We start from the raw sequence: 19,391 nt of genomic DNA on the forward strand, positions 1-19,391 counted from the left end.
ACGTGTGATCACCTGTGGATGTCGCACCGAAACCATCCGCCGACACCAACGCCCAGCCCAAGCTGACCGAGAGTCAGGATCGGTGGGCGCGATGTCCTTCCCAGGCGACCGCCTCCAACGGAAGGGGCCGATCCGCTTCCGAGTGCGTTTGCTGACCGAAGCGCGCACAGATCAACGAGAACGCTCTGACTACGGCGCTCAGGCACAACACCCCCACGTCCTCACACGCCGACGAGGCTGGATATGCTGGACATCAGCTTTGAAAGCGGAAGGCGAGGCTTGGAGTTGCCGGGCCCCGGCTTCGGAAGTCAGCCGGGCTGGACGGGCCGGACCCTCGGCCGAGGCGTCGGGGGGACGGACTTGTACAACCGGCCTTCGACACCGCACTGTTGGCCGGTACTCGTCCATACGGTCAGGAGTCCCGGCTTGTCCTCCCATACCCCCGCTCCCGCGCCCGCCCACGTCGTCGACCCCGTCGGCGGCTGCCCGCATGCCCTGAACGCAGACCTGCGAGCCCGGGGGCCCGTTGCGGACATCGTCCTGCCGGGCGGGGTGCCCGCAGCGGTCGTCCTGGGGCACGACGCGCTCAAGGAGTTCCTCTCCCACGCCGACGTGGCCAAGGATGCCCGTCACTGCCCGGCCCTGAACGACGGCACGATCCCCGCGGACTGGCCGCTGCGGGTCTTTGCCAACGCCCAGGGCATGCATACGGCCGACGGCGCCGACCACCGCCGGCTGCGTTCCCTCGTCGGCAACGCCTTCACCGCCCGCCAGGTGGAGCGGCTGCGGCCGCGCATCGAAGAGCTGACCGTCGGTCTCCTCGACGGCCTGGGCCGGGCCGCCGCCGAGGACCCGGACGGCATCGCGGATCTGCGCACCCACTTCGCGCTTCCGCTTCCGATGAGCGTCATCTGCGAGCTGCTCGGCGTGGATCCCGAGCACCGCGGCCGACTGCACGACCTCACCTACACGGTGGTCATCGCCACCGACACCACCCCGGCGGAGGTGATGGCCGCCGTACGTGAGCTCGTCGATTTGCTCGGCACGATCGCGGCCGCCCGCCGGGCCGCCCCCGGCGACGACCTGACCAGCGCCCTGATAGCCGTCCGCGAGGACGACGGCGACCGACTCGGCGAGGCCGAACTCATTGGCACGATGCGCCTGATGCTGGTCGCCGGCCACGAGACCACCCTCAACTTGGTCAGCAATGCCGTACGGGCACTGTGCACCCACCGTGACCAGCTGGCGCTGGTCCTGGAGGGCAAGGCCACCTGGTCGGACGTGGTGGACGAGACGCTGCGCTGGGACGGCCCGGTCAGCTGGTTCCCCTTCCGTTACCCCACCCGCGACCTGACCCTCGGCGGCGCCGTGATCCCGCAGGGCACCCCGGTCCTCGCCGGCTACACCGCCGCCGGGCGTGACGAGGCCTTCCACGGCCCGGACGCCGACCGCTTCGACGTCACCCGGCCCGGCGCGGCCCGGCATCTCTCCTTCGGTCAGGGCGTGCACTACTGCGTGGGTGCCCCGCTCGCCCGCCTCGAGGCCACGATCGCGCTGGAGCGGCTCTTCACCCGCTTCCCGGACCTCGACCTCGCCGTCCCCGAGGCCGAACTGGCCCGCCAGCGCAGCTTCATCGGCAACAGCGTCGAAGCGCTCCCGGTCCGCCCGGTCCGGCGCTGAGGCGCGGTTGGGCAATGCTCAAGGCCTGTGGATCGGCCTCGGGCTGAACGCGAAGGGCGTACCTTCCCGAGTGATCGATTGGTGGTCATCGAGCAGGCCGGTGCCGCGAACACCGGTCGGGAAGGGTGCGAGGCGGATGCCGGCCGCCGCGCTGGAGGCGGAAGTCAGTTCCTCCATAGCCGAGTTGGCTGACCGGCGGGACGAGGCGGGCCGTCGACTGGTGGTCCGCAACGGCTATCACCAGTCCCGTTCGGTGCCACCGCGGCCGGGACGGTCGAGGTGAAGGCCCCGCGCGTCAACGACAAGCGGGTCGACGAGGCGAGCGGCGAGCGCAAGCGGTTCTCCTCGGCGATCCTGCCGCCGCGGTGTCGCAAGTCCCCGAAGATGAGCGAGGTGCCCCTGCTCTCTCTGCACGGCCTGTCATCCGGGGACTTCGTGCCCGGCCACTGTGACCCGCCTCCCGCCAGACCCACCAGGGGGATCACGCACATCACGGCCACGCGCACGGCCACAGCCGCGGGCGCGGCGACGAAACCGACTCGGTGGCCATGGCAGCCGAGCTGTACGGCCCGGCGTACGTGTGCGCCCTTGCCTGGCTGGGCAGGGAGGTGACCGAACCCGGTCTGATCTCACACCGGACAGTGACCCCCTGGTCGACCGGTACCTCCTCGCCACGCGAGAGTGAGCATCCGGGCCACCGGGGGCGTGAGAGGGGTGTGGACCGCCGGGTACCACAGGACCGGCGCTGAGAAGCTCCGCGAAACCGTCAACGATTGGATCCGCCACAGTGGCGCCTCGCCCGGTGCGGGCGACATTGCGGATGGCGGGTGAGTTGGGGAGCTAGTGGGCGATACCCACGCGGAGCCAGCTAATTCTGCACTGATCCACCCATTCGAGTGGTGCTTTTTGTCGCATTTCAAGCGTGATAGCACTACTTTTCAGTAAGTCCGAGTCGCCTGCTCGTCTGCTCGCCTGGTCCGGAACGACGCACTGGTAGTCCTACATCATGTAGGACTACTGTGTGCTTGAGGAGCTGCCGCGTTCCCCTGCGAAGGGGCGCCTCGCGGATGCGGCGGAACGCCGTCATCGGATCGGTGCCGCTGCCCCGCGACCGGAATCGTGGTGCGGGCCGCGGGGCAGTGCCGCATCAGTCGGCACAGCGATCCACAGCGCACAAGCGCACGACGTGGTCCCGGCAACCCCGAAGGAAGCCTGGCATCCGCTAAACCCCGGTCCGAGCGTGGAACACATACACACCGACACCTGACTGGAGGTCATGTGGTGACGAGTGACACCCCGGCCGCGCAACCGTCCGAAGAGGTACTCATCAGTATCGTCCTGCCCGTCTACCAGGTGCAGGAGTATCTGCCGGAGTGCCTCGACTCGGTCCTCGGGGCGGCGCAGTCCTTCCAGGGCATTGAGGTCGTGGCCATGGACGACTGTTCCCCTGACGCCAGCGGTGTCCTTCTCGACGAGTACGCGGCCCAGGACCAGCGGCTGCGCGTGGTCCATCTGCCGCAGAACGTCGGCCTCGGCCGAGCGCGCAGCGAGGGACTGGCTCGGGCCAGTGGCGACTACGTGTGGTTCGTCGACAGCGACGACCGGCTGGCCGACGGGGCACTCGCCGTGATCGCGGAGCGGCTGAAGCGGACCGAGCCTGACGTGCTTCTCGTCGACCACGCCCTCGTCGACCCGGAGGGAGGCATGGAGCGCAATGTCCGTGCGCATCTGTTCCGGGACGCCCCCGAGACGTTCACGCTCGCGGAGCGCCCGGGCACCCTGGACCTCATCATGACCGCGTGGAGCAGGGTGCTGCGCCGCGACTTCCTGCTGGGCCTGGACCTGGAGTTCGGGCACGGGTACTACGAGGACATCTCCGTCACCTACCCCGTCCTGCTCGCAGCGCGCCGGCTCAGCATGCTCGACCGTGTCTGCTACCACTACCGGCGCGGGCGTGAGGGAGCGATCACCAACACCTCCAGCCCGAAACACCTCGATCTCTTCGGCCAGTACGAGCGCATCTTCGCCTTCATCGACCGCGAGGCCGAGACCGCCGAGCCCTTCCGCACGGCGGTGTTCGACCGGACCGTACGACATGCGACGACGGTGCTCGCCACCCCCGGACTTGTGCCGGAGAACATGCGGCGCGATTTCTTCCGGCAGGCGTCGGAACACTTCCGGAGATTCCGGCCACGCGACTACTCCCACCCGTCCGGGCTGCGCGGTCTGCAGTACCGGCTGGTGGAGCGGGGCGCCTACTCCGCGTACGCGGCCTTGGAACCGGTGAACCGGCTTCGTCTCGCACTTCGTACCGCCCTCGGCCGGGCGCGCGGTGCGGCACGGCGGGCACCCCGGCTCGTGACAACGGCGCTGCGGCGAACGTACTACCGCGCGTGTCTGCTGCTCCCCGTAGACGACAGCCTTGCCGTCTACGCCGCCTACTGGAGCCGCGGTTACGCCTGCAACCCCGCGGCCGTCTTCGAGAAGGCCCGCGAGCTCGCGCCCGGCATCCGCGGGGTGTGGGTGGTCGCCAAGGACAGGACCGGATCCATCCCGCCGGGGGTCGAGTACGTGGTGGACGGATCGGCACGATGCCTGCGCACCATGGCGCGGGCCAAGTATCTGGTCAACAACGTCAACTTCCCTTATGAGTTGCCCAAGCGGCGCGGCTCGGTGCTGGTGCAGACACAGCACGGCACCCCCCTGAAGAAGATGGGAACCGACCTGCGGGACCACCCCGCAGCCGCACGCGGCATGAACTTCGACCGGCTGGTGGAGCAGTGCGGGCGATGGGACTTCCTGGTCTCGCCGAACCCGCACACCACCGAGGTGTTCACCAGGGTCTACCCCGGCGGCTACGAGGTACTCCAGACGGGCTATCCGCGCGTCGACCGGCTGGTCAACGCCTCACTCGACCGGGCGAACCGTGTGCGGGGCGAACTGGGCATCACCTCCGGGCAGACCGCCGTCCTCTATGCGCCCACCCACCGCGACCACCAGGACCAGGCGGCGCCCCTGCTCGACGTGCAGCGGTTCGCCGATCAGCTCGGTGACGACCATGTCCTGCTGGTGCGTGCGCACTACTTCGACACCCCTCAGACCGTCCTGCCGCGGGGCGTCGTGGACGTCTCGTCCCACCCGTCGATCGAAGACCTGTGCATCGCTGCCGACGTCCTGATCACCGACTACTCCTCAGTGATGTTCGACTACGCCGCCCTGGACCGGCCGATCGTGATCTACGCCCCCGACTGGGAGACGTACCGCCGAGCACGAGGCGTCTACTTCGACCTTCTCACCGAGGCGCCCGGAGTCGTCGCCACCACGCAGGAGCAACTCGCCGAGATCTTCCTCAGCGGCGAGTACACGGGGCCGCACATGGCCAAGCGGCGCTCCGGATTTCGGGCACGCTTCTGCCCCTACGACGACGGGCACGCGGCCGAACGCGTGGTGCGCAGTGTCTTCCTGGGAGAGCCGGCCAACAAGAACGGATCAGCACGGGCGGGCAGTTGACCTCGTCGCCACTCAGCTCCGCACGCGGCGGGCGACCCGTCCCGCGACAACGCGGCGCATCCCGGAAAGGCCATCCGCGACGCGAACGGCGAGGCAGCCACTGTTGGTGGCGTACGGCTGGAGCAACAGCACCCGTCCCCGACGGCCCATCCGCACCAGCCGCCTGAGGCCGGATCCGGCACGAAGTGGCCTCGTGGCCGACACGCCGCCCCGAAAGGTCAGGGTCACCCAGGCATCCCAGGTGGTGATCGTGCCGCCTTCACTGAGCGCCGCCACGTCCGCAGAGACGACGGCACGCCAGCCGTGTTCGCCTGGCTCGGCTTCCCACTCGGCCTCGTACCGGTGTGCCGCCCCTGTCACCCGGTGCCGCAACTCGACAGTCGCCCGCTCCGGGCCGGCGTGCGCGGTCCTGCCGTAGAGGTCGGCCAGTCGTAGTTCGAGCACGAGCCGGCGACCCGCGCCTACGTTCCCGAGGACGTAGAAGGGCAGCAGTGCGACAGGGGCGTCGTCAAGACCGTCGAGCACGATCTCGTCCGCTCCCCCGGGGGCGGAGTCCGCCTCGTCCCACAGCGGTCGCCGCGCGTCGCCGGCGTACGGCGGCGTCAGCCGCGGCGGGTCGGCCGCCAACTCGGCCAGCCGCCGGATGTCCACGGCATGTCGCTCGCGTCCGAGCAGCACCTCAGCGCGCCAACGGGCAGCGGGAGTGGCACGGCGTACGGCCTCCGCCTCGAAGGCGCCCACGTGCTCGCGGGCGATCCGCCACCAGACGTCCTGGTACTCCGGCGTGCGCTGCGGCAGTTCGCTCAGGTAAACGGCGAGATCGAACTCGAGGAACTTCGTCTGCGCGGCGATCAGCAGATCCTGGTCGCCGCTGTCCCGCATGATCTCCATCACCTGCTGATGGGCGGTGACCCGGTCCTGCCAGTTCTGGATCCGGTCTCGACGCAGGGAGATCGAAGCCGGGCCGGTGCCATAGCGCACATGCCAGATGTAGACGGTTTCGGGAGTGACGGCGAAGCGCGGCCCGGCCGCGTAGACACGCGCGCTGAACACGAAGTCCTCGTAGTGCGCCGCGCCGTCGGGGAAACGGATCCGGCGGGACAGCAGGAAGTCACGGCGGTAGATCTTGTTCACCGACAGCGTGTCCCACAGCGTCTGCGGGCGCCCGGCCACCCCGTCGTACACCGACTCCGTCGTGAACAACTGTTCCTGCCAGGGGATCTCACGTCCGCCGGGCAGCTCGCGCCGAACGCACAGGCCTGCCGTCACATCGGCGCTATGCCGGAGTGCGACGGCGAGGAGCGTGTCCACAGCCTTCGGCGGAAGCACATCGTCGCTGTCGAGGAATACGAGCCACGGGTGGCGGGCCGCGTCGATACCGTCGTTGCGCGGGGTGCCGCAGCCGCCGCTGTTGACCGCACGGCGTACGACGCGCACGCGCGGCTCGGTGGCTGCGAGCTCTCCCAGTACGTGAGGTGTGTCGTCGGTGGAAGCGTCGTCCACGACGACGACCTCGCCGACCGCGTCGCCCTGTGCGAGAGCCGAGGCCACCGCCTCCGCGACGTACTGCACGTCGTTGTAGGCGATGACCACCACCGTAACCGCCCCGTCGTTCGCGCTGGACAACTCTGCTCCCGTTCGTGCGGTCGTGACAGGCACCCCTGCGCCGTTGGGGGAGCGCAGGACCTGGTGGGCGGCACCCGATGAACTCCTGCATTATGTAGGACTGGGCTGATGGGCGTCCGGCGCCGTGTGCGGCACGGTGCAGGGCAAGCCTCCCGATGAGGAGGCTCCCGGATGCTTTCGTCTTGCCGCACCGACAGCACCCACAGCGGTTCTCTCGATGATCGGCTTCGATGCGGGTGTCCCGTCGTAAGCGTGTGCCGTCAAGATCCGCGAAGTCCCTCCGCCGCATCCCGCGTGGGCGGATGCGACTTGCGGCAGAGGCACCGCCACAGGGTCTGCCCCGGATCACAGAGATCCCACAAGAACCGCCCCTACGGTGCCTCGGCGGAAGTCGGCAACGAGGGGAGCAGCGTGGATCGTTCACGTCGTCTGGGCGGACGCTACCGTCTGGAACGGATCCTGGGGCAAGGGGGGATGGCCGAGGTATGGCTGGCGTACGATCTGCTGCTGTTCCGCCCGGTCGCCGTGAAGACGCTCCGGCCGGAACTGGCGGCCGATGCCGAACACTGGGCGCGATTCCGCCGTGAGGTCGTCTCGGCCGCCCTGTTGGGCCACCCGTCCGTCATCGCCGTCTACGACGCGGGCGAGGACACGATCGACGGCCACCTCGTCCCGTACCTCGTGATGGAGTACGTCAAGGGCACCACGCTGCTCCAATTCGTGCGCGAGGCACGGATCACCGGACCCGAGCACGCCCTGGAACTCACCGCCGGCGTGCTGGAGGCGCTCGATCACGCCCACCGCCACGGCATCGTCCACCGGGACATCAAACCGGCGAACGTCATGCTCTCCCACGAGGGCACCGTGAAGGTGACGGATTTCGGCATCGCCCGCTCGGTGGATCGGGCGGGTACGACGCTCACCCGCACCTCGGTGGTGGTGGGCACGGCCGAGTACCTCTCGCCGGAACAGGCCCGGGGCGAGCAGGTGGACTTCCGCACCGACCTGTACTCGACCGGCTGCCTGCTGTACGAACTGCTCACCCGCCACCCCCCGTTCACCGGCGACACCCCGCTGGCCGTGGCCATGAAGCACCTCTCGGAACCACCGGTGCCTCCCTCTGCTCACGCCCCGCAGCTGCCTGCCACCTACGACACCCTGGTGCTGCGCGCGCTGGCCAAGGACCGTGCGGACCGGTACCAGACCGCCGAAGAGATGCGCGACGCCATCGGGAAGGTACTGGCAGGCCGTGCCACCGCGGTCACCTCGCCGCTGCCGGACCCACCTGCGACGGTTCGGCATACCCAGCTACCGCCGCCCCGGGATCCCCGGAAAGAACGCCCCGTGCGCCGACGGCGCATCCGCCGGCCACTCCAGGCGATGGCGGTGCTGCTGGCGGGCGCCGTGGGCACCTGCGTGATCACCGGATCCCACGTCTCTGCTCGTCCTCAGGTCGCGGCACCCTCGCTGATCGGCGAGACGATGAACGAAGCCCGATCGAGCGCCCAGGCAGTCGGCGTACGCGTCCAGCCCATCCGACACGGAGTGTGCCCTCGCCCCGGCACGCCCGTCGGCCGAGTCTGTGAGCAGACACCCTCGCCCGGCAGTCAGGTGCCACGTCACGCCATCCTGCGGGTCACCCTGTCTCCCGGCACGCCTCATCAGAGGTAGAGCTTTCCTTGCGCCACCACGACCGTATCGTCAGTGGTCAACTCTCGGACACAGAGTTGCCCCACGGCGCCCCGTTCTTGGGCAGGGGCGGGTGTTCGTCGTTCCGGCGCCTTCGGCCTGGCTCGTCCCTTCGCCGGCGGTTCGGTCGTCTGTGGTCAGCTGATGCTGATCCTTTCTGTCTCGGGTGTGCCCGCGGTCAGGGTTCTGGCCGCGGGGTCGTAGATCAGGGAGATCTTCCGACGGCAGCGGCAGGAGATCGCCTGGGCGGGGGTATGGCGACACCCGATGCCTGCTGGCCGAAGCCGAGGCAAGCGGCTTCACGTGACCGGTGAGGCGCAGGAGCAGGGCGGGCAGGTGCGGCAGGGCTCGGCCTTCGCGCAGGCAGGCGTTTGGGATGCGGCCGGGCTCGGGGCGGGTGGCGCTGGTGTGGCCGTGGCGGCAGCGGTAGCCGGGTCTGGTGGGTCCAGTGGGATTCCATGTGCCGGCCACGGATGACGCCGCACAGCAGCCCTGCCAGGAGACAGGACGCCCACTTGTCACCGCATCACTCTGTCGCGGGGCGGAGGATGCGGGCGAGGCCTGGGGTGGCCCGGCCCCGCCGCACTTTGCTCGGGGCCGGGGCGCTCGGCGGATCAGTCCTTGGACAGGAGCCAGCCGATGTGCAGTTCTTTCGCACCTGGGCGGAATGCCTGCATGAGTTCGGCGCGGGCGACCGCGTGTGCCCCGGACTGGCGGGACGGCCTGGAGCAGAGGGATCAGTTGGGTGACGTCGTTGCGGTTGCCGCCGGTGAGCGTGGCAGCCAGGGGGATGCCGTAGGCATCGACGATCAGGTGGTGCTTGCTACCGGTCGTGCCTCGGTCTGTCGGGGAGGGTGTCCAGGTTGCGGGCGTCATGGGTGAAGTGCAGGCCACGAGGGCACGAATGGCCATCCGCGTCGGGCGTCGGCGAATGAGACCACCAGCGCAACGGCCCAAAGCCAGGCCCTGTCGCGGACGCCGCCACGATCCCGGTCGTGATCCGTGCACCCAGGGTAAAAAATCCCCGATGTCCGATTTGATGCCATCCTTCAGCAAGTCTCACTATTTCACCATTTGCGTGATTAAGTCGCTTTGCCGCAGGAGCGTGACTCAATTCACTTACGAAGCCTCCTAGGACTCCGAGTGCCCTTACTTTCCAGATCTCGCAACGCCCGTCCCCGCCACGACTCGTTGAAGTACTAGCCCTGTTAGTGAACGGGGTAATTGCCGATTTATTCCCGATGGGCCAAGAATGTGCTCGCCGCAGTGCACTGCTAAACGAAATGCAGTGCTATTTGCCGAAGGAAACCGGCAACTGCGGGGTGATCCAATTTCTGGAAAAGGACCGCTCCATGCCCCTTCATGCCCACAAGCGCTCGTCCCGGGCACGCCGGTTCCTCGCCGGCGGCGCCGTCACCGTCGGCGCGTCGGTCCTGGCCTGCGCGGCCGTACTGGGCGCCGCCCAGGCCGCCGCCGCTGCTCCCGCATCCAGCGGCACGACCACCTATACCGTCCAGCCCGGCGACCATCTGGCTTCGGTCGCCCGATCCCACCATGTGCCGGGCGGCTGGCAGGCCATCGCATCGGCCAATCACATCCCCAGCCCCTATGCCATCCAGCCGGGGCAGGTCCTGACCCTGCCCAGCGGGTCGGCCTCGTCCACGGCGGCACCGTCCAGTGCGTCGTCCTCCACTGGCCAGACCTACGCCAACAACCTGGATGGCTGGATCAAGCACTCGCTGGCGATCATGGCCCAGAACCACATTCCGGGGACCTACAACGGCATCTACCGCAACGTCATGCGTGAGTCCGCCGGCAACCCGAACGCGATCAACCTCTGGGACTCCAACGCCGCCAAGGGCACCCCGTCCAAGGGCCTGCTCCAGGTGATCCAGCCGACGTTCGACGCGTACCACGTGCCGGGCACCTCGTCGAACATCTACGACCCGGTCGCCAACGTCACTGCCGCCTGCAACTATGCGTACCACCGCTATGGCTCGATCGACAACGTCAACAGCGCCTACTGACAGGAAAATCCCCGACGGTCTGACATGCGATTCGAGGTGGCGGCCGAGCGTGCCCTCTAATTGCACTGGAAAAGCGGTCCGGGCGTAGGTTCCGATCGTTCACCCATTACACCCCGGGCTGCTCCAAGGAGCGGCCCGGGCAAATGTGCTCTCTGCTTCGCAGGGGGCCGCCGCCGTTGTTCTCCCGCCCCGACGCAGCACGTCCGGCGCCGCCTCCGGCCACGGCTGCCGTCCGTCCTTCCCAGTCCGCGAACGACAACCGCACGGTGCCGAGGCTTGTGCGAGCGACAGACACGCCCAGACGGAACGGCATCTGCGCGACAGAGCCTTGCGGCGCCCACTCACAAGAGGGCCATGCACTGCCTCCGGCAGTGATGGAGCAACCGGCACGTGCAGCCTCCGTCATCCGTGGCGGCGGCGAACCTCATCCACCCGTACCCCACGCGCTGCCGCGTCACCCTGGAGGGCTGTGCCGTCCTCGGCGAGACCGCCCCGCGAGCACGGTGCCCCCGCTACGCTCCTTCCCGTCAGGCCGTTACCAGGAGTGGTGGCCGACTGCGATGCCGGGGTCAAGGAGTTCCAGGCCGTCGAAGAAGCGGGCTACGTCGGCGCGGGAGGGGAACTGTACCGGGGTCCCGGCGCTGGTGTAGATGTCGGTGATCAGGGCATCGAGCAGGCGGTTGACGATCCCGTACGGGACAGCGTCACCGGTCGGCCTGGACCCAGCACTTCTACGAGTTCGGGGGCGTTCAGCAGGGACTCGGGCTGGTTGACGTCTGCCTCGATGTACGTGGTGCGGCCCTGGGGTGTACTGCGCATCAGGCGTTCGGCGTACTTCAGGACGAGGGGGGTCGTTGCCGGCGTAGACGACTTGGGCGTCGGGGACCACCGACTGGGCCACCTGGTGGAGGTTCGGCTCGGTGGGGATGCCGGTGCCGATGTCCAGCCACTGGCGGATGCCGTGCTCGCGGGCGAGGACCCGGATGGCCCGGTGCGTGAAGGCCCGGTTCTCGCGAGCGCACACGAAGATGCCGAGGCTGCCGCGACGGTCTCGGCTGCTCGCCTGTCGACCTCGAAGTGATCCTTGCCGCCGAGGTAGTAGTCGTACATATGTGCGCCGGAAGACGGTTCCAGCGCCGGATGCCCGACGGCTGCCTGCGCTGTCAGGTGGCCGTCACGGTGACGTCGTCGGTGCGCCGTGGGGCGGCCCTCGACCCACCTGGCGACGCCTGCCGCCCTGATGGGTCTGCACATCCGGGTGGGACCCTCCAGATCGGCCAGACGATTTCCAAGGCCGTGGGGCGTCCCGTCGCAACGCAGGCGGCGTACCGCGCCATGCTCGGCCTCCCCGAGCAGAACGCCCAGTCGCAGGCCGCCGAAGCGGCAGCCTCTCCGCTACTCATGTCGCCGAGGGCTACTTCTCGGACATGAACCAGCCGGAAGCGGACGCCTTCTTGGGCGACTCGTCCTGGAACAGGGCACGCCGTCGCCCAGGTCACCGACGGTTCGCCAGGTTCCGTTACCTTCCCGCGTTCGGACGCGCTGCGGGCGAACGACGGCGCAGCGACCGCCGAGTGAAACACACCGCGGCGATGCCCGTAGGCACGAGCGACCCTGACGGGTAGGTTCCCACAGCCGGCGTCCACGGGAACGAGTGCCGCGGACGCCCTTTGATCCCGGACAGCCCGTCAAACCTCCTCCCAGGAGAGAACACGAGAAATGTCTGCACAAGAACCCGCGCACAACCCACCCCAGCGCGTCGGCGTGGTGGCCGAGTCCCTGTCCGGTGAGACGCGTGTTGCGGCGACGCCGGCGACCGTGCGTCAGCTGCTGCGTCTCGGTTACGAGGTCGTGGTGGAGCCCGAGGCCGGCGCGGCGTCCGGCTTCAGTGACCAGGCCTACCTCGATACCGGCGCCGAGATCGGCGAGGCCTGGGACGCGGATGTCGTCCTGAAGGTGAACTCTCCCTCCGACGCGGAGATCGCCCGGCTCCGGCAGGGCGCGACCGTGGTCGCCCTGCTCGCGCCGGCACAAAGGCCCGAACTGATTCAGACACTCGCCGATGCCGGGATGACCGCTCTGGCGCTGGACGCGGTGCCGCGCATCTCACGCGCTCAGTCGATGGACGTGCTGTCGTCGATGGCGAACATCGCCGGGTACCGGGCGGTGATCGAAGCCGCGCACGTCTTCGGCCGGTTCTTCACCGGCCAGGTCACCGCGGCGGGCAAGGTGCCGCCGGCGAAGGTGCTGGTCGCCGGCGCGGGTGTGGCCGGTCTGGCGGCGATCGGTGCCGCCTCCAGCCTCGGTGCGCTCGTGTGGGCCACCGACCCGCGGCCCGAGGCAGCGGATCAGGTGAAGTCGCTGGGCGGCGAGTACCTCCCGGTGCACGTCGCCCAGGAGACGAGCACCGACGGCTACGCCAAGGCGACCTCCGCCGACTACGACCGTGCCGCCGCCGAGCTCTACCACGAGCAGGCCGCGGACGTGGACATCGTGATCACCACTGCGCTGATCCCGGGCCGGCCGGCGCCGCGCCTGCTGACGGCCCGGGACGTGGCGGTCATGAAGCCGGGCAGCGTCATCGTCGACATGGCCGCCGCCCAGGGCTGCAACGTCGAGGGCACTGTGCCCGGGCGTGCGATCGTCACCGACAACGGCGTCACCATCATCGGCTACACCGACCTCCCCTCCCGGCTGCCCGCCCAGGCCTCGCAGCTGTTCGGCACCAACCTGGTGAATCTGCTGAAGCTGCTCACCCCCGGCAAGGACGGGCGGCTGACGATCGACTTCGACGACGTCGTACAGCGGGCGGTGACCGTGGTACGCGACGGCGACGTCACCTGGCCGCCCCCGCCCGTGGCGGTCTCGGCCGCGCCCGCCGCGCAGCCCGCGGCGGCGCCCGCCGCGCCCGAGCCGAAGCAACCGAAGCTGACACCTGCGCGGCGCTTCGGCCTGATCGGGCTCGGCATGCTCGCCATGTTCCTGCTGATGGCCTTCGCTCCCGCCCAACTCGCGGGAAACTTCACGGTGTTCGCCCTAGCGGTGGTGATCGGCTACTACGTCATCGGCAAGGTGCACCATGCGCTGCACACGCCGCTGATGTCGGTGACCAACGCGATCTCCGGGATCGTCGTGATCGGCGCCCTGCTGCAGATCGGCCACGAGAGCAGGCTCGTCACCGCGCTGTCCATCGTGGCGATCCTGCTGACGAGCGTGAACATCTTCGGAGGTTTCGCCGTCACCCGCCGCATGCTGTCCATGTTCTCGAAAGGCTGAGCCGAGATGACCTCACTGACGGCCTCCCATGCTGCCGACCTGGTCGCCGCCCTGTTGTTCATCCTCAGCCTGGCCGGCCTGTCCCAGCACCGCACCTCCCGCGCCGGCGTCGTCTACGGCATCGCAGGCATGGCCCTCGCACTCGTAGCCACCATCGTCGTGGCGGCGCAGGGCATCACCGCCGGAGTGGTGGCCCTGATCGTGCTGGCCATGGCACTCGGCGCGGCGATCGGCCTGTGGCGGGCCCGCCGCGTCGAGATGACGCAGATGCCGGAACTGATCGCGGTGCTGCACAGCTTCGTCGGCCTCGCCGCGGTGCTGGTGGGCTGGAACAGTTACCTGGAGGTGGAAGGGCACGGCACGGCGCAGACCCGGATCGGCACCGACCTGCTGGGCATCCACCATGCCGAGGTGTTCATCGGGATCTTCATCGGCGCAGTCACCTTCACCGGCTCGATCGTCGCGTTCCTGAAGCTCTCAGCGCGCATCAAGTCGCGTCCGCTGATGCTGCGGGGCAAGAACGCGCTGAACCTCGGCGCGCTCGGCGCCTTCGTCGCGCTGACCGTCTGGTTCACGATCAGCCCGGACCTGCCGCTGATGATCGCGGTCACCGCGCTGGCGCTGGCCCTCGGCTGGCACCTGGTCGCCTCGATCGGCGGCGGCGACATGCCCGTCGTCGTCTCCATGCTGAACAGCTACTCGGGCTGGGCGGCGGCTGCGGCCGGCTTCCTGCTCGACAACAACCTGCTCATCGTCACGGGCGCGCTGGTGGGCTCCTCCGGCGCCTACCTGTCCTCCATCATGTGCAAGGCGATGAACCGGTCCTTCATCTCCGTGATCGCGGGCGGCTTCGGCATCGAAGCGCCCACGGGCGGGGGCGAGGAGCAGGGCGAGCACCGTGAGGTGCGGGCCGCGGAGGCGGCCGAGATGCTCGCGCGGGCCCGCTCGGTGATCATCACTCCCGGCTACGGCATGGCCGTCGCCCAGGCTCAGCATCCGGTCGCGGAGCTGACGCGCCGGCTGCGCGAGCGGGGCGTCGAGGTCCGCTTCGGCGTCCATCCTGTCGCCGGGCGCCTGCCCGGGCACATGAACGTGCTGCTGGCCGAGGCAAAGGTGCCGTACGACATCGTGCTGGAGATGGACGAGATCAACGACGACTTCGCCGACACCGCCATCGTGCTGGTCATCGGCGCGAACGACACCGTCAACCCGGCCGCGACCGAGGACCCGGGCAGCCCGATCGCCGGCATGCCGGTGCTGCGGGTCTGGGAGGCGGAGCAGGTCATCGTCTTCAAGCGCTCCATGGCCTCCGGCTACGCGGGCGTGCAGAACCCGCTCTTCTTCCGCGAGAACAGCAGCATGCTCTTCGGCGACGCCAAGCAGAGCGTCGAGGAGATCCTGCGCGCGCTCGGCACCAACGGCAGCCATGGGGCGGCCCCGGCCGCGCGTCGGGCGACGGCGGCCGGCCGGTGAGCTGGTTCCGAGTTGGTTCGCCGTCCCGCCACCGGCGTCCGGACTGACTCGATGGTTGAGCTGTTCGAGCGCCCTGACACCGCCTGGCGGACGGGATTCAGGTTCATATGCGTGGAGTGACGTGGTGTCAGCTGGTCGCGCTGCCCGAGATCCACCTGGTCCACGGCATGTTCCAGTCGCCGAGGCCGTTGTCCGGGGCCAACGTGGTCTTGTCTTCGGAGTTCTCGACGATCACGATGTCACCGATCATCGAGTTGTCGAAGAACCACGCGGCGGGCTGCTTGCCGTCGCCACCACCCTGGACATCTTTCAGGCCCACGCAGCCGTGGCTGGTGTTGACCTTGCCGAAGATCGAGTCGGCACCCCAGTAGTTGCCGTGGATGAACGTGCCCGAGTCGGTAAGGCGCATGGCGTGCGGTACGTCCTTGATGTCGTACGCGGGCTTGCCGTCCTTCTTCATGAGGCCGACGCTCGCACCGTTCATATGGATCTGCCTGAACTTCTCGGAGATGACCATCTGACCGTTGTACGTCGGGTGCTCGGGGCTGCCGGACGAGATCGGGATGGTCCTGATCGTCTTGCCGTCCCGTACGACGGTCATCTGCTTCGTCCTGGCGTCGACGGTGCTGATCTGGCTCCGGCCGATCTTGAACGTGACCGTCTTCTGGATGCCGTGGAGGGTGAGCTTGACGGTGACGGTGGAGCCGGGCTTCCAGTAGTTCTCGGGGCGGAAGTCCAGGCGGTCGTCGTTGAGCCAGTGGCCGACGACTCGCTGGCCGCTGCTGGAGCTGACCTGGATCTCCGACTCCACCGCGGCCTTGTCGCTGATCGCCTTGTCGAAGTCGACCGTCACTGGCATGCCCACGCCGACGGTCGAGCCGTCCTCGGGGGAGAGGTGCCCGATGAAGTCGTTGGCCGGCGAGACCGTGCTGATCGTGGCGTTCCCGGTGACGGAGCGGCCCTTGGCGTCCTCGGCCTCTGCGGCGACCTGATATCCGGTGGCCCGCTCCAGCAGTCCGTTCGGCTTCCATGACGTGCCGTCCGCGGCCAGGGTGCCCGGAACCTCGGCACCGGTCGCGACGGCGGTCATCGTCACCTTGGTGAGCCTGCCGTTGCTCACCGTGACTTTGACGGGGCCGTTGATCCCGACGTTGTGGGCACCTTGCCCGGGAGTGATCCTTATTCGGGCGTCGGAAGCGTCCTGGGTGGCCGCTCGTTCTACCCGCGCCTGCGATTTCGGATGGTTTCCGGTGCCATTGCCGCTGGTGGCAGCGTTGCTGGTACCGCCGAGGGCCGTGAGTGCGAGTACGCCGCCAAGTACGCCGGCCGTAGCCATCAGTCCGGTGCGGCGCTTACGTACCGTGATCAAACGCTTCTCCCATGCCACTGATCGTTGAATCCCTGGAGCTGCTACCGGAGGGGTGCAATCGGCCTTAAAGAGCCAGCTTTACGCATTCATCCGTCTTGAAGGGAATGAATTGTGGCGAATTCCACACGTCACAGAGCGTCGCCGAGGCTCTGCTCGACGGCCGGATGGCGCGTAGCCGATCTACGCTCGCCGCTGCAGGCCATGACGGAACGCTGCGATGGGCGTGGTGCCGGTCACGGGCGACAGCCCGCACAGCTCAAGGCCGCCGTCGCGGGCACCGGCGTCTTCGCCCTGCGCTCAAGGCGATTGACCCCGGCCCGGCGAGAGGGCGGGCTTCTTCGCACGGTTCGGGGCGGCGTCGGCGTTCGGGTGCTGGACGCGTACGAGTCGGGCCCGACGCGTGACGGACCTGGCTGTTCCGGGCCGTGGCGTGCTCCAGGGTGCAGACGGATGAGGAGATCCTCGCGGCGGCCCGGGGTGTGCTCCGTGCGGAGCGCCGGACGGGCCACATCACGGTGGACGTCCGCGGCGCCACAGTCGGGAAGCAACGGCTGGCCTGACGGCGGCCGGTGCTGCCGCACTGCCGGCTCCCGGAGGTCTCGGCGTGGTCGGGTCGGCCGACTCAGAGGCGCTGACGCGATGGTGATCGACCCCGCCAGCCGGCGGGGCGAACGAAGGGGTGCACCAAGTAAGGCCCCTCGGCAGGGGTGCGGGTCGCCGGGCGTGCGCATCGCGGGTGTCGCGGGCGGACAGCGCCGACGACGAGCGGGCTCGGCGGTGTTGACCGTGGCTGACAGCTGGATTCGGCACGGCCAGGGCGCGCGCCCAGGAGGCTGAGCGTCTCGGTGCGGCGAAGACGGGCACATGGCGGATGCCCGGTTCGAGGCGGCCGACGATACCCGTCGAAGGAATGCGCGGAGGCGGTCTTGGACTACGTGGTGCAAGCTTCGAAGAGCAGGCGGCACCTCGCCGGTGGGCTGCGGTGCGAGGTTCGCGGCACCTCAGCCTGCCCCGGGCGGGTGACCTGTGAAGGGTGATCATGAGTGTGAGGGAACCGAACGGCGGGCACACGGAAGCTGCGGTTCAGAGCGTTACGACGGCAGGCGCCGGCGTCGCCGATGGCGATGCGTCATTGGCGGGCTGTGCGGCGCTGGTGACGGGCGCGTCCAGCGGCATCGGGGCGGCCACCGCCCTGTCGCTGGCGCGGCAGGGCGCCGCTGTGGCAGCGGTCGCCCGCCGTACGGGGCGGCTGGAGGAACTGGCCGCAGTGATCCGTGATCGGGGTGGTTCGTGCAGTGTTCTCACCGCTGACCTTGGAGACGCGGCGCAGGCACGTCGGGTCATCGAGGACGCCGTGGATTGCTTCACACGGTTGGACGTGCTGGTGAACAACGCCGGTTACGTAGCCATGGGCACCATCGGGGAGGGCGACCCCGCAGAGTGGGAGCGGATGATCGATCTCAACTTCAACGCCGTCCTGCACCTGTCACAGGCAGCGTTGCCCCACTTGCTCCGCGCGGCGGCGAACGGCCCACGCGGGGTCGCTGATCTCGTGAACGTCAGTTCGGTCGGGGGCCGGGTGGTGCGTAGGAACAACGCCGTCTATTCGGCGACCAAGCACGCGGTGGGCGCGTTCAGTGAGGCCCTGCGTCAGGAGGTGACGGGAAGGCGCGTCCGGGTGGGGCTGATCGAGCCGGGTATGACGGTGACGGAGATGGCGACCGGCCCCGGGGCCGCTGCCGCCCGGGGCATGCCGCAGAACGCTTGGCTGGATGCCGAAGACATCGCCCGTGCCATCACCTTCATGATCACTCAGCCCCGGCATGTCGCAGTCAACGAGATCATGGTCCGCCCCACAGCCCAGGAACACTGACCGTCGACCCACTGGGGACGCTCCACGACCGGCCTGACCGTTGTCCTGCTGCTCGTGGTCCTGGCCACAGCGGTGCCAACCGGTGCCCGGCGCTGGAGCCCGCCCGCTCCGTCACTCCGCGCCCGTAGCCGCGAGACGTGGACCGGGAAGACGACCCGCCCGCATGCGACGTGCCGGGTGATGAACCGCTTCGAGGCCGATCCCACGGCGGTGACGGACCCAGGCGGCGCCCGGCCCGGCGGTTCCGGCCGGTGCTGCCCCGTACGATCGGCCGGCGTCCAGAGCCATACCCCGGCTCGTCGGGGCTGCCATGCCGCCCGCCGCTCGGCCGACGTACGACGGCCGTCCCGACAAGGCAATGAGGTGCTGCCTGCCGTCGGCGATGCACGGGTCAGGGCTTGCCATCGCACCGTTCTCGTGACTCGGCGGCGGCCCAGGTGAAGATGCCCTGGGCCATCAGGGAGCACTCGGACTCGGGACTCGGCACGTACCTGGTCGATCTCAGCGCGTGCAGCGTGCACGTGCACCGTGGCGTCGTCGGGAGCGGCCTGTAGCGCGAACTCCGCGAGATGGCCGGCGACCCTCAGCTCACCCGCGTCGGCGTGGCGTCGGGCCGCATCCGACAGGGCGTGGGCACCGCCTGTGAGGTCCGCCAACGCGGTGGCGAGCCGGCCCTCGCGAGCCGGTTTGAGGTGCGCGGGGTTGCTGTCGTATCACCCGGCACAGCGCCGCCACAGATTGCGCACGATGAACTCCGGTTCGTCGTACTTGGCTTGCAGGTAGACGCGGTCGGCCAGGTGGGTGTCGGCGCCCCCGCGGGCATGGTGTCCGCCGCACCGTCCGAACTTCCGCGAGCCGGCACCCCGTC

10 protein-coding genes and 4 pseudogenes are annotated in these 19,391 nt (G+C 68.9%); 8 read left to right on the forward strand and 6 right to left on the reverse strand.

Annotation, left to right across the window (positions count from 1 at the left end; all coding sequences use genetic code 11):
• Positions 1–426: 426 nt before the first annotated feature.
• From ACH47Z_RS38935 to ACH47Z_RS38945, 3 genes and pseudogenes are all read left to right on the forward strand, one after another.
• On the forward strand, positions 427–1,680 hold the full coding sequence (locus tag ACH47Z_RS38935) for a cytochrome P450 (protein ID WP_399082656.1): 1,254 nt from the start codon (positions 427–429) through the stop codon (positions 1,678–1,680).
• Positions 1,681–1,750: 70 nt separating this feature from the next.
• A pseudogene (locus ACH47Z_RS38940) lies at positions 1,751–2,121 on the forward strand (transposase); the annotation flags it as partial.
• An 840-nt stretch (positions 2,122–2,961) separates the two neighbouring features.
• Positions 2,962–5,190, forward strand: a complete 2,229-nt coding sequence (locus ACH47Z_RS38945; protein ID WP_399082659.1) for a CDP-glycerol glycerophosphotransferase family protein — start codon at positions 2,962–2,964, stop codon at positions 5,188–5,190.
• A 12-nt stretch (positions 5,191–5,202) separates the two neighbouring features.
• Here the strand turns inward: ACH47Z_RS38945 and ACH47Z_RS38950 are convergent, their stop codons facing one another.
• Positions 5,203–6,816, reverse strand: coding sequence for a glycosyltransferase family 2 protein (locus ACH47Z_RS38950; protein ID WP_399082662.1), 1,614 nt, complete (start codon positions 6,814–6,816; stop codon positions 5,203–5,205).
• Positions 6,817–6,987: 171 nt separating this feature from the next.
• On the opposite strand from ACH47Z_RS38950, the gene ACH47Z_RS38955 reads away from it, so the two are divergent.
• Positions 6,988–8,487: a protein kinase gene (locus tag ACH47Z_RS38955; RefSeq protein WP_399082665.1), complete on the forward strand. Its 1,500-nt coding sequence runs from the start codon at positions 6,988–6,990 to the stop codon at positions 8,485–8,487.
• Positions 8,488–9,186: 699 nt separating this feature from the next.
• Here ACH47Z_RS38955 and ACH47Z_RS38960 read toward each other — a convergent pair.
• Positions 9,187–9,360 (reverse strand): annotated as a pseudogene (locus ACH47Z_RS38960) (transposase); the annotation flags it as partial.
• Positions 9,361–9,857: 497 nt separating this feature from the next.
• On the opposite strand from ACH47Z_RS38960, the gene ACH47Z_RS38965 reads away from it, so the two are divergent.
• Positions 9,858–10,532 carry a LysM peptidoglycan-binding domain-containing protein gene (locus tag ACH47Z_RS38965; protein WP_399082668.1) on the forward strand — a complete coding sequence of 225 codons (675 nt, stop codon included), beginning with the start codon at positions 9,858–9,860 and terminating at the stop codon, positions 10,530–10,532.
• Positions 10,533–11,192: 660 nt separating this feature from the next.
• On the opposite strand, the gene ACH47Z_RS38970 is transcribed toward ACH47Z_RS38965, so the two are convergent.
• A complete protein-coding gene (locus ACH47Z_RS38970; RefSeq protein ID WP_399082801.1) occupies positions 11,193–11,351 on the reverse strand; it encodes an SAM-dependent methyltransferase in 159 nt (52 codons plus the stop codon).
• Between the two features lie 88 nt (positions 11,352–11,439).
• Positions 11,440–11,786, reverse strand: a pseudogene (locus ACH47Z_RS38975) (SAM-dependent methyltransferase); the annotation flags it as partial.
• Positions 11,787–12,251: 465 nt separating this feature from the next.
• On the opposite strand from ACH47Z_RS38975, the gene ACH47Z_RS38980 reads away from it, so the two are divergent.
• A complete protein-coding gene (locus ACH47Z_RS38980; RefSeq protein WP_399082671.1) occupies positions 12,252–13,808 on the forward strand; it encodes a Re/Si-specific NAD(P)(+) transhydrogenase subunit alpha in 1,557 nt (518 codons plus the stop codon).
• Positions 13,809–13,814: 6 nt separating this feature from the next.
• The gene (pntB, locus tag ACH47Z_RS38985) at positions 13,815–15,281 is read left to right on the forward strand and encodes a Re/Si-specific NAD(P)(+) transhydrogenase subunit beta (protein ID WP_399082674.1); all 1,467 of its coding nucleotides are present in this window, start codon (positions 13,815–13,817) and stop codon (positions 15,279–15,281) included.
• Between the two features lie 127 nt (positions 15,282–15,408).
• Here the strand turns inward: pntB and ACH47Z_RS38990 are convergent, their stop codons facing one another.
• Positions 15,409–16,617, reverse strand: coding sequence for an Ig-like domain-containing protein (locus tag ACH47Z_RS38990; protein WP_399082804.1), 1,209 nt, complete (start codon positions 16,615–16,617; stop codon positions 15,409–15,411).
• Between the two features lie 1,072 nt (positions 16,618–17,689).
• Between ACH47Z_RS38990 and ACH47Z_RS38995 the strand changes: the two genes are divergently transcribed.
• Positions 17,690–18,523 carry an SDR family oxidoreductase gene (locus ACH47Z_RS38995; RefSeq protein WP_399082677.1) on the forward strand — a complete coding sequence of 278 codons (834 nt, stop codon included), beginning with the start codon at positions 17,690–17,692 and terminating at the stop codon, positions 18,521–18,523.
• Here ACH47Z_RS38995 and ACH47Z_RS39000 read toward each other — a convergent pair.
• Positions 18,463–19,224, reverse strand: a pseudogene (locus ACH47Z_RS39000) (alkyl sulfatase dimerization domain-containing protein); the annotation flags it as partial. The gene ACH47Z_RS38995 and the pseudogene ACH47Z_RS39000 overlap by 61 nt on opposite strands.
• Positions 19,225–19,391 lie beyond the last annotated feature (167 nt).

It is taken from the genome of Streptomyces sp. NPDC020192 (assembly GCF_044388685.1).
Taxonomy (GTDB): Bacteria; Actinomycetota; Actinomycetes; order Streptomycetales; family Streptomycetaceae; genus Streptomyces.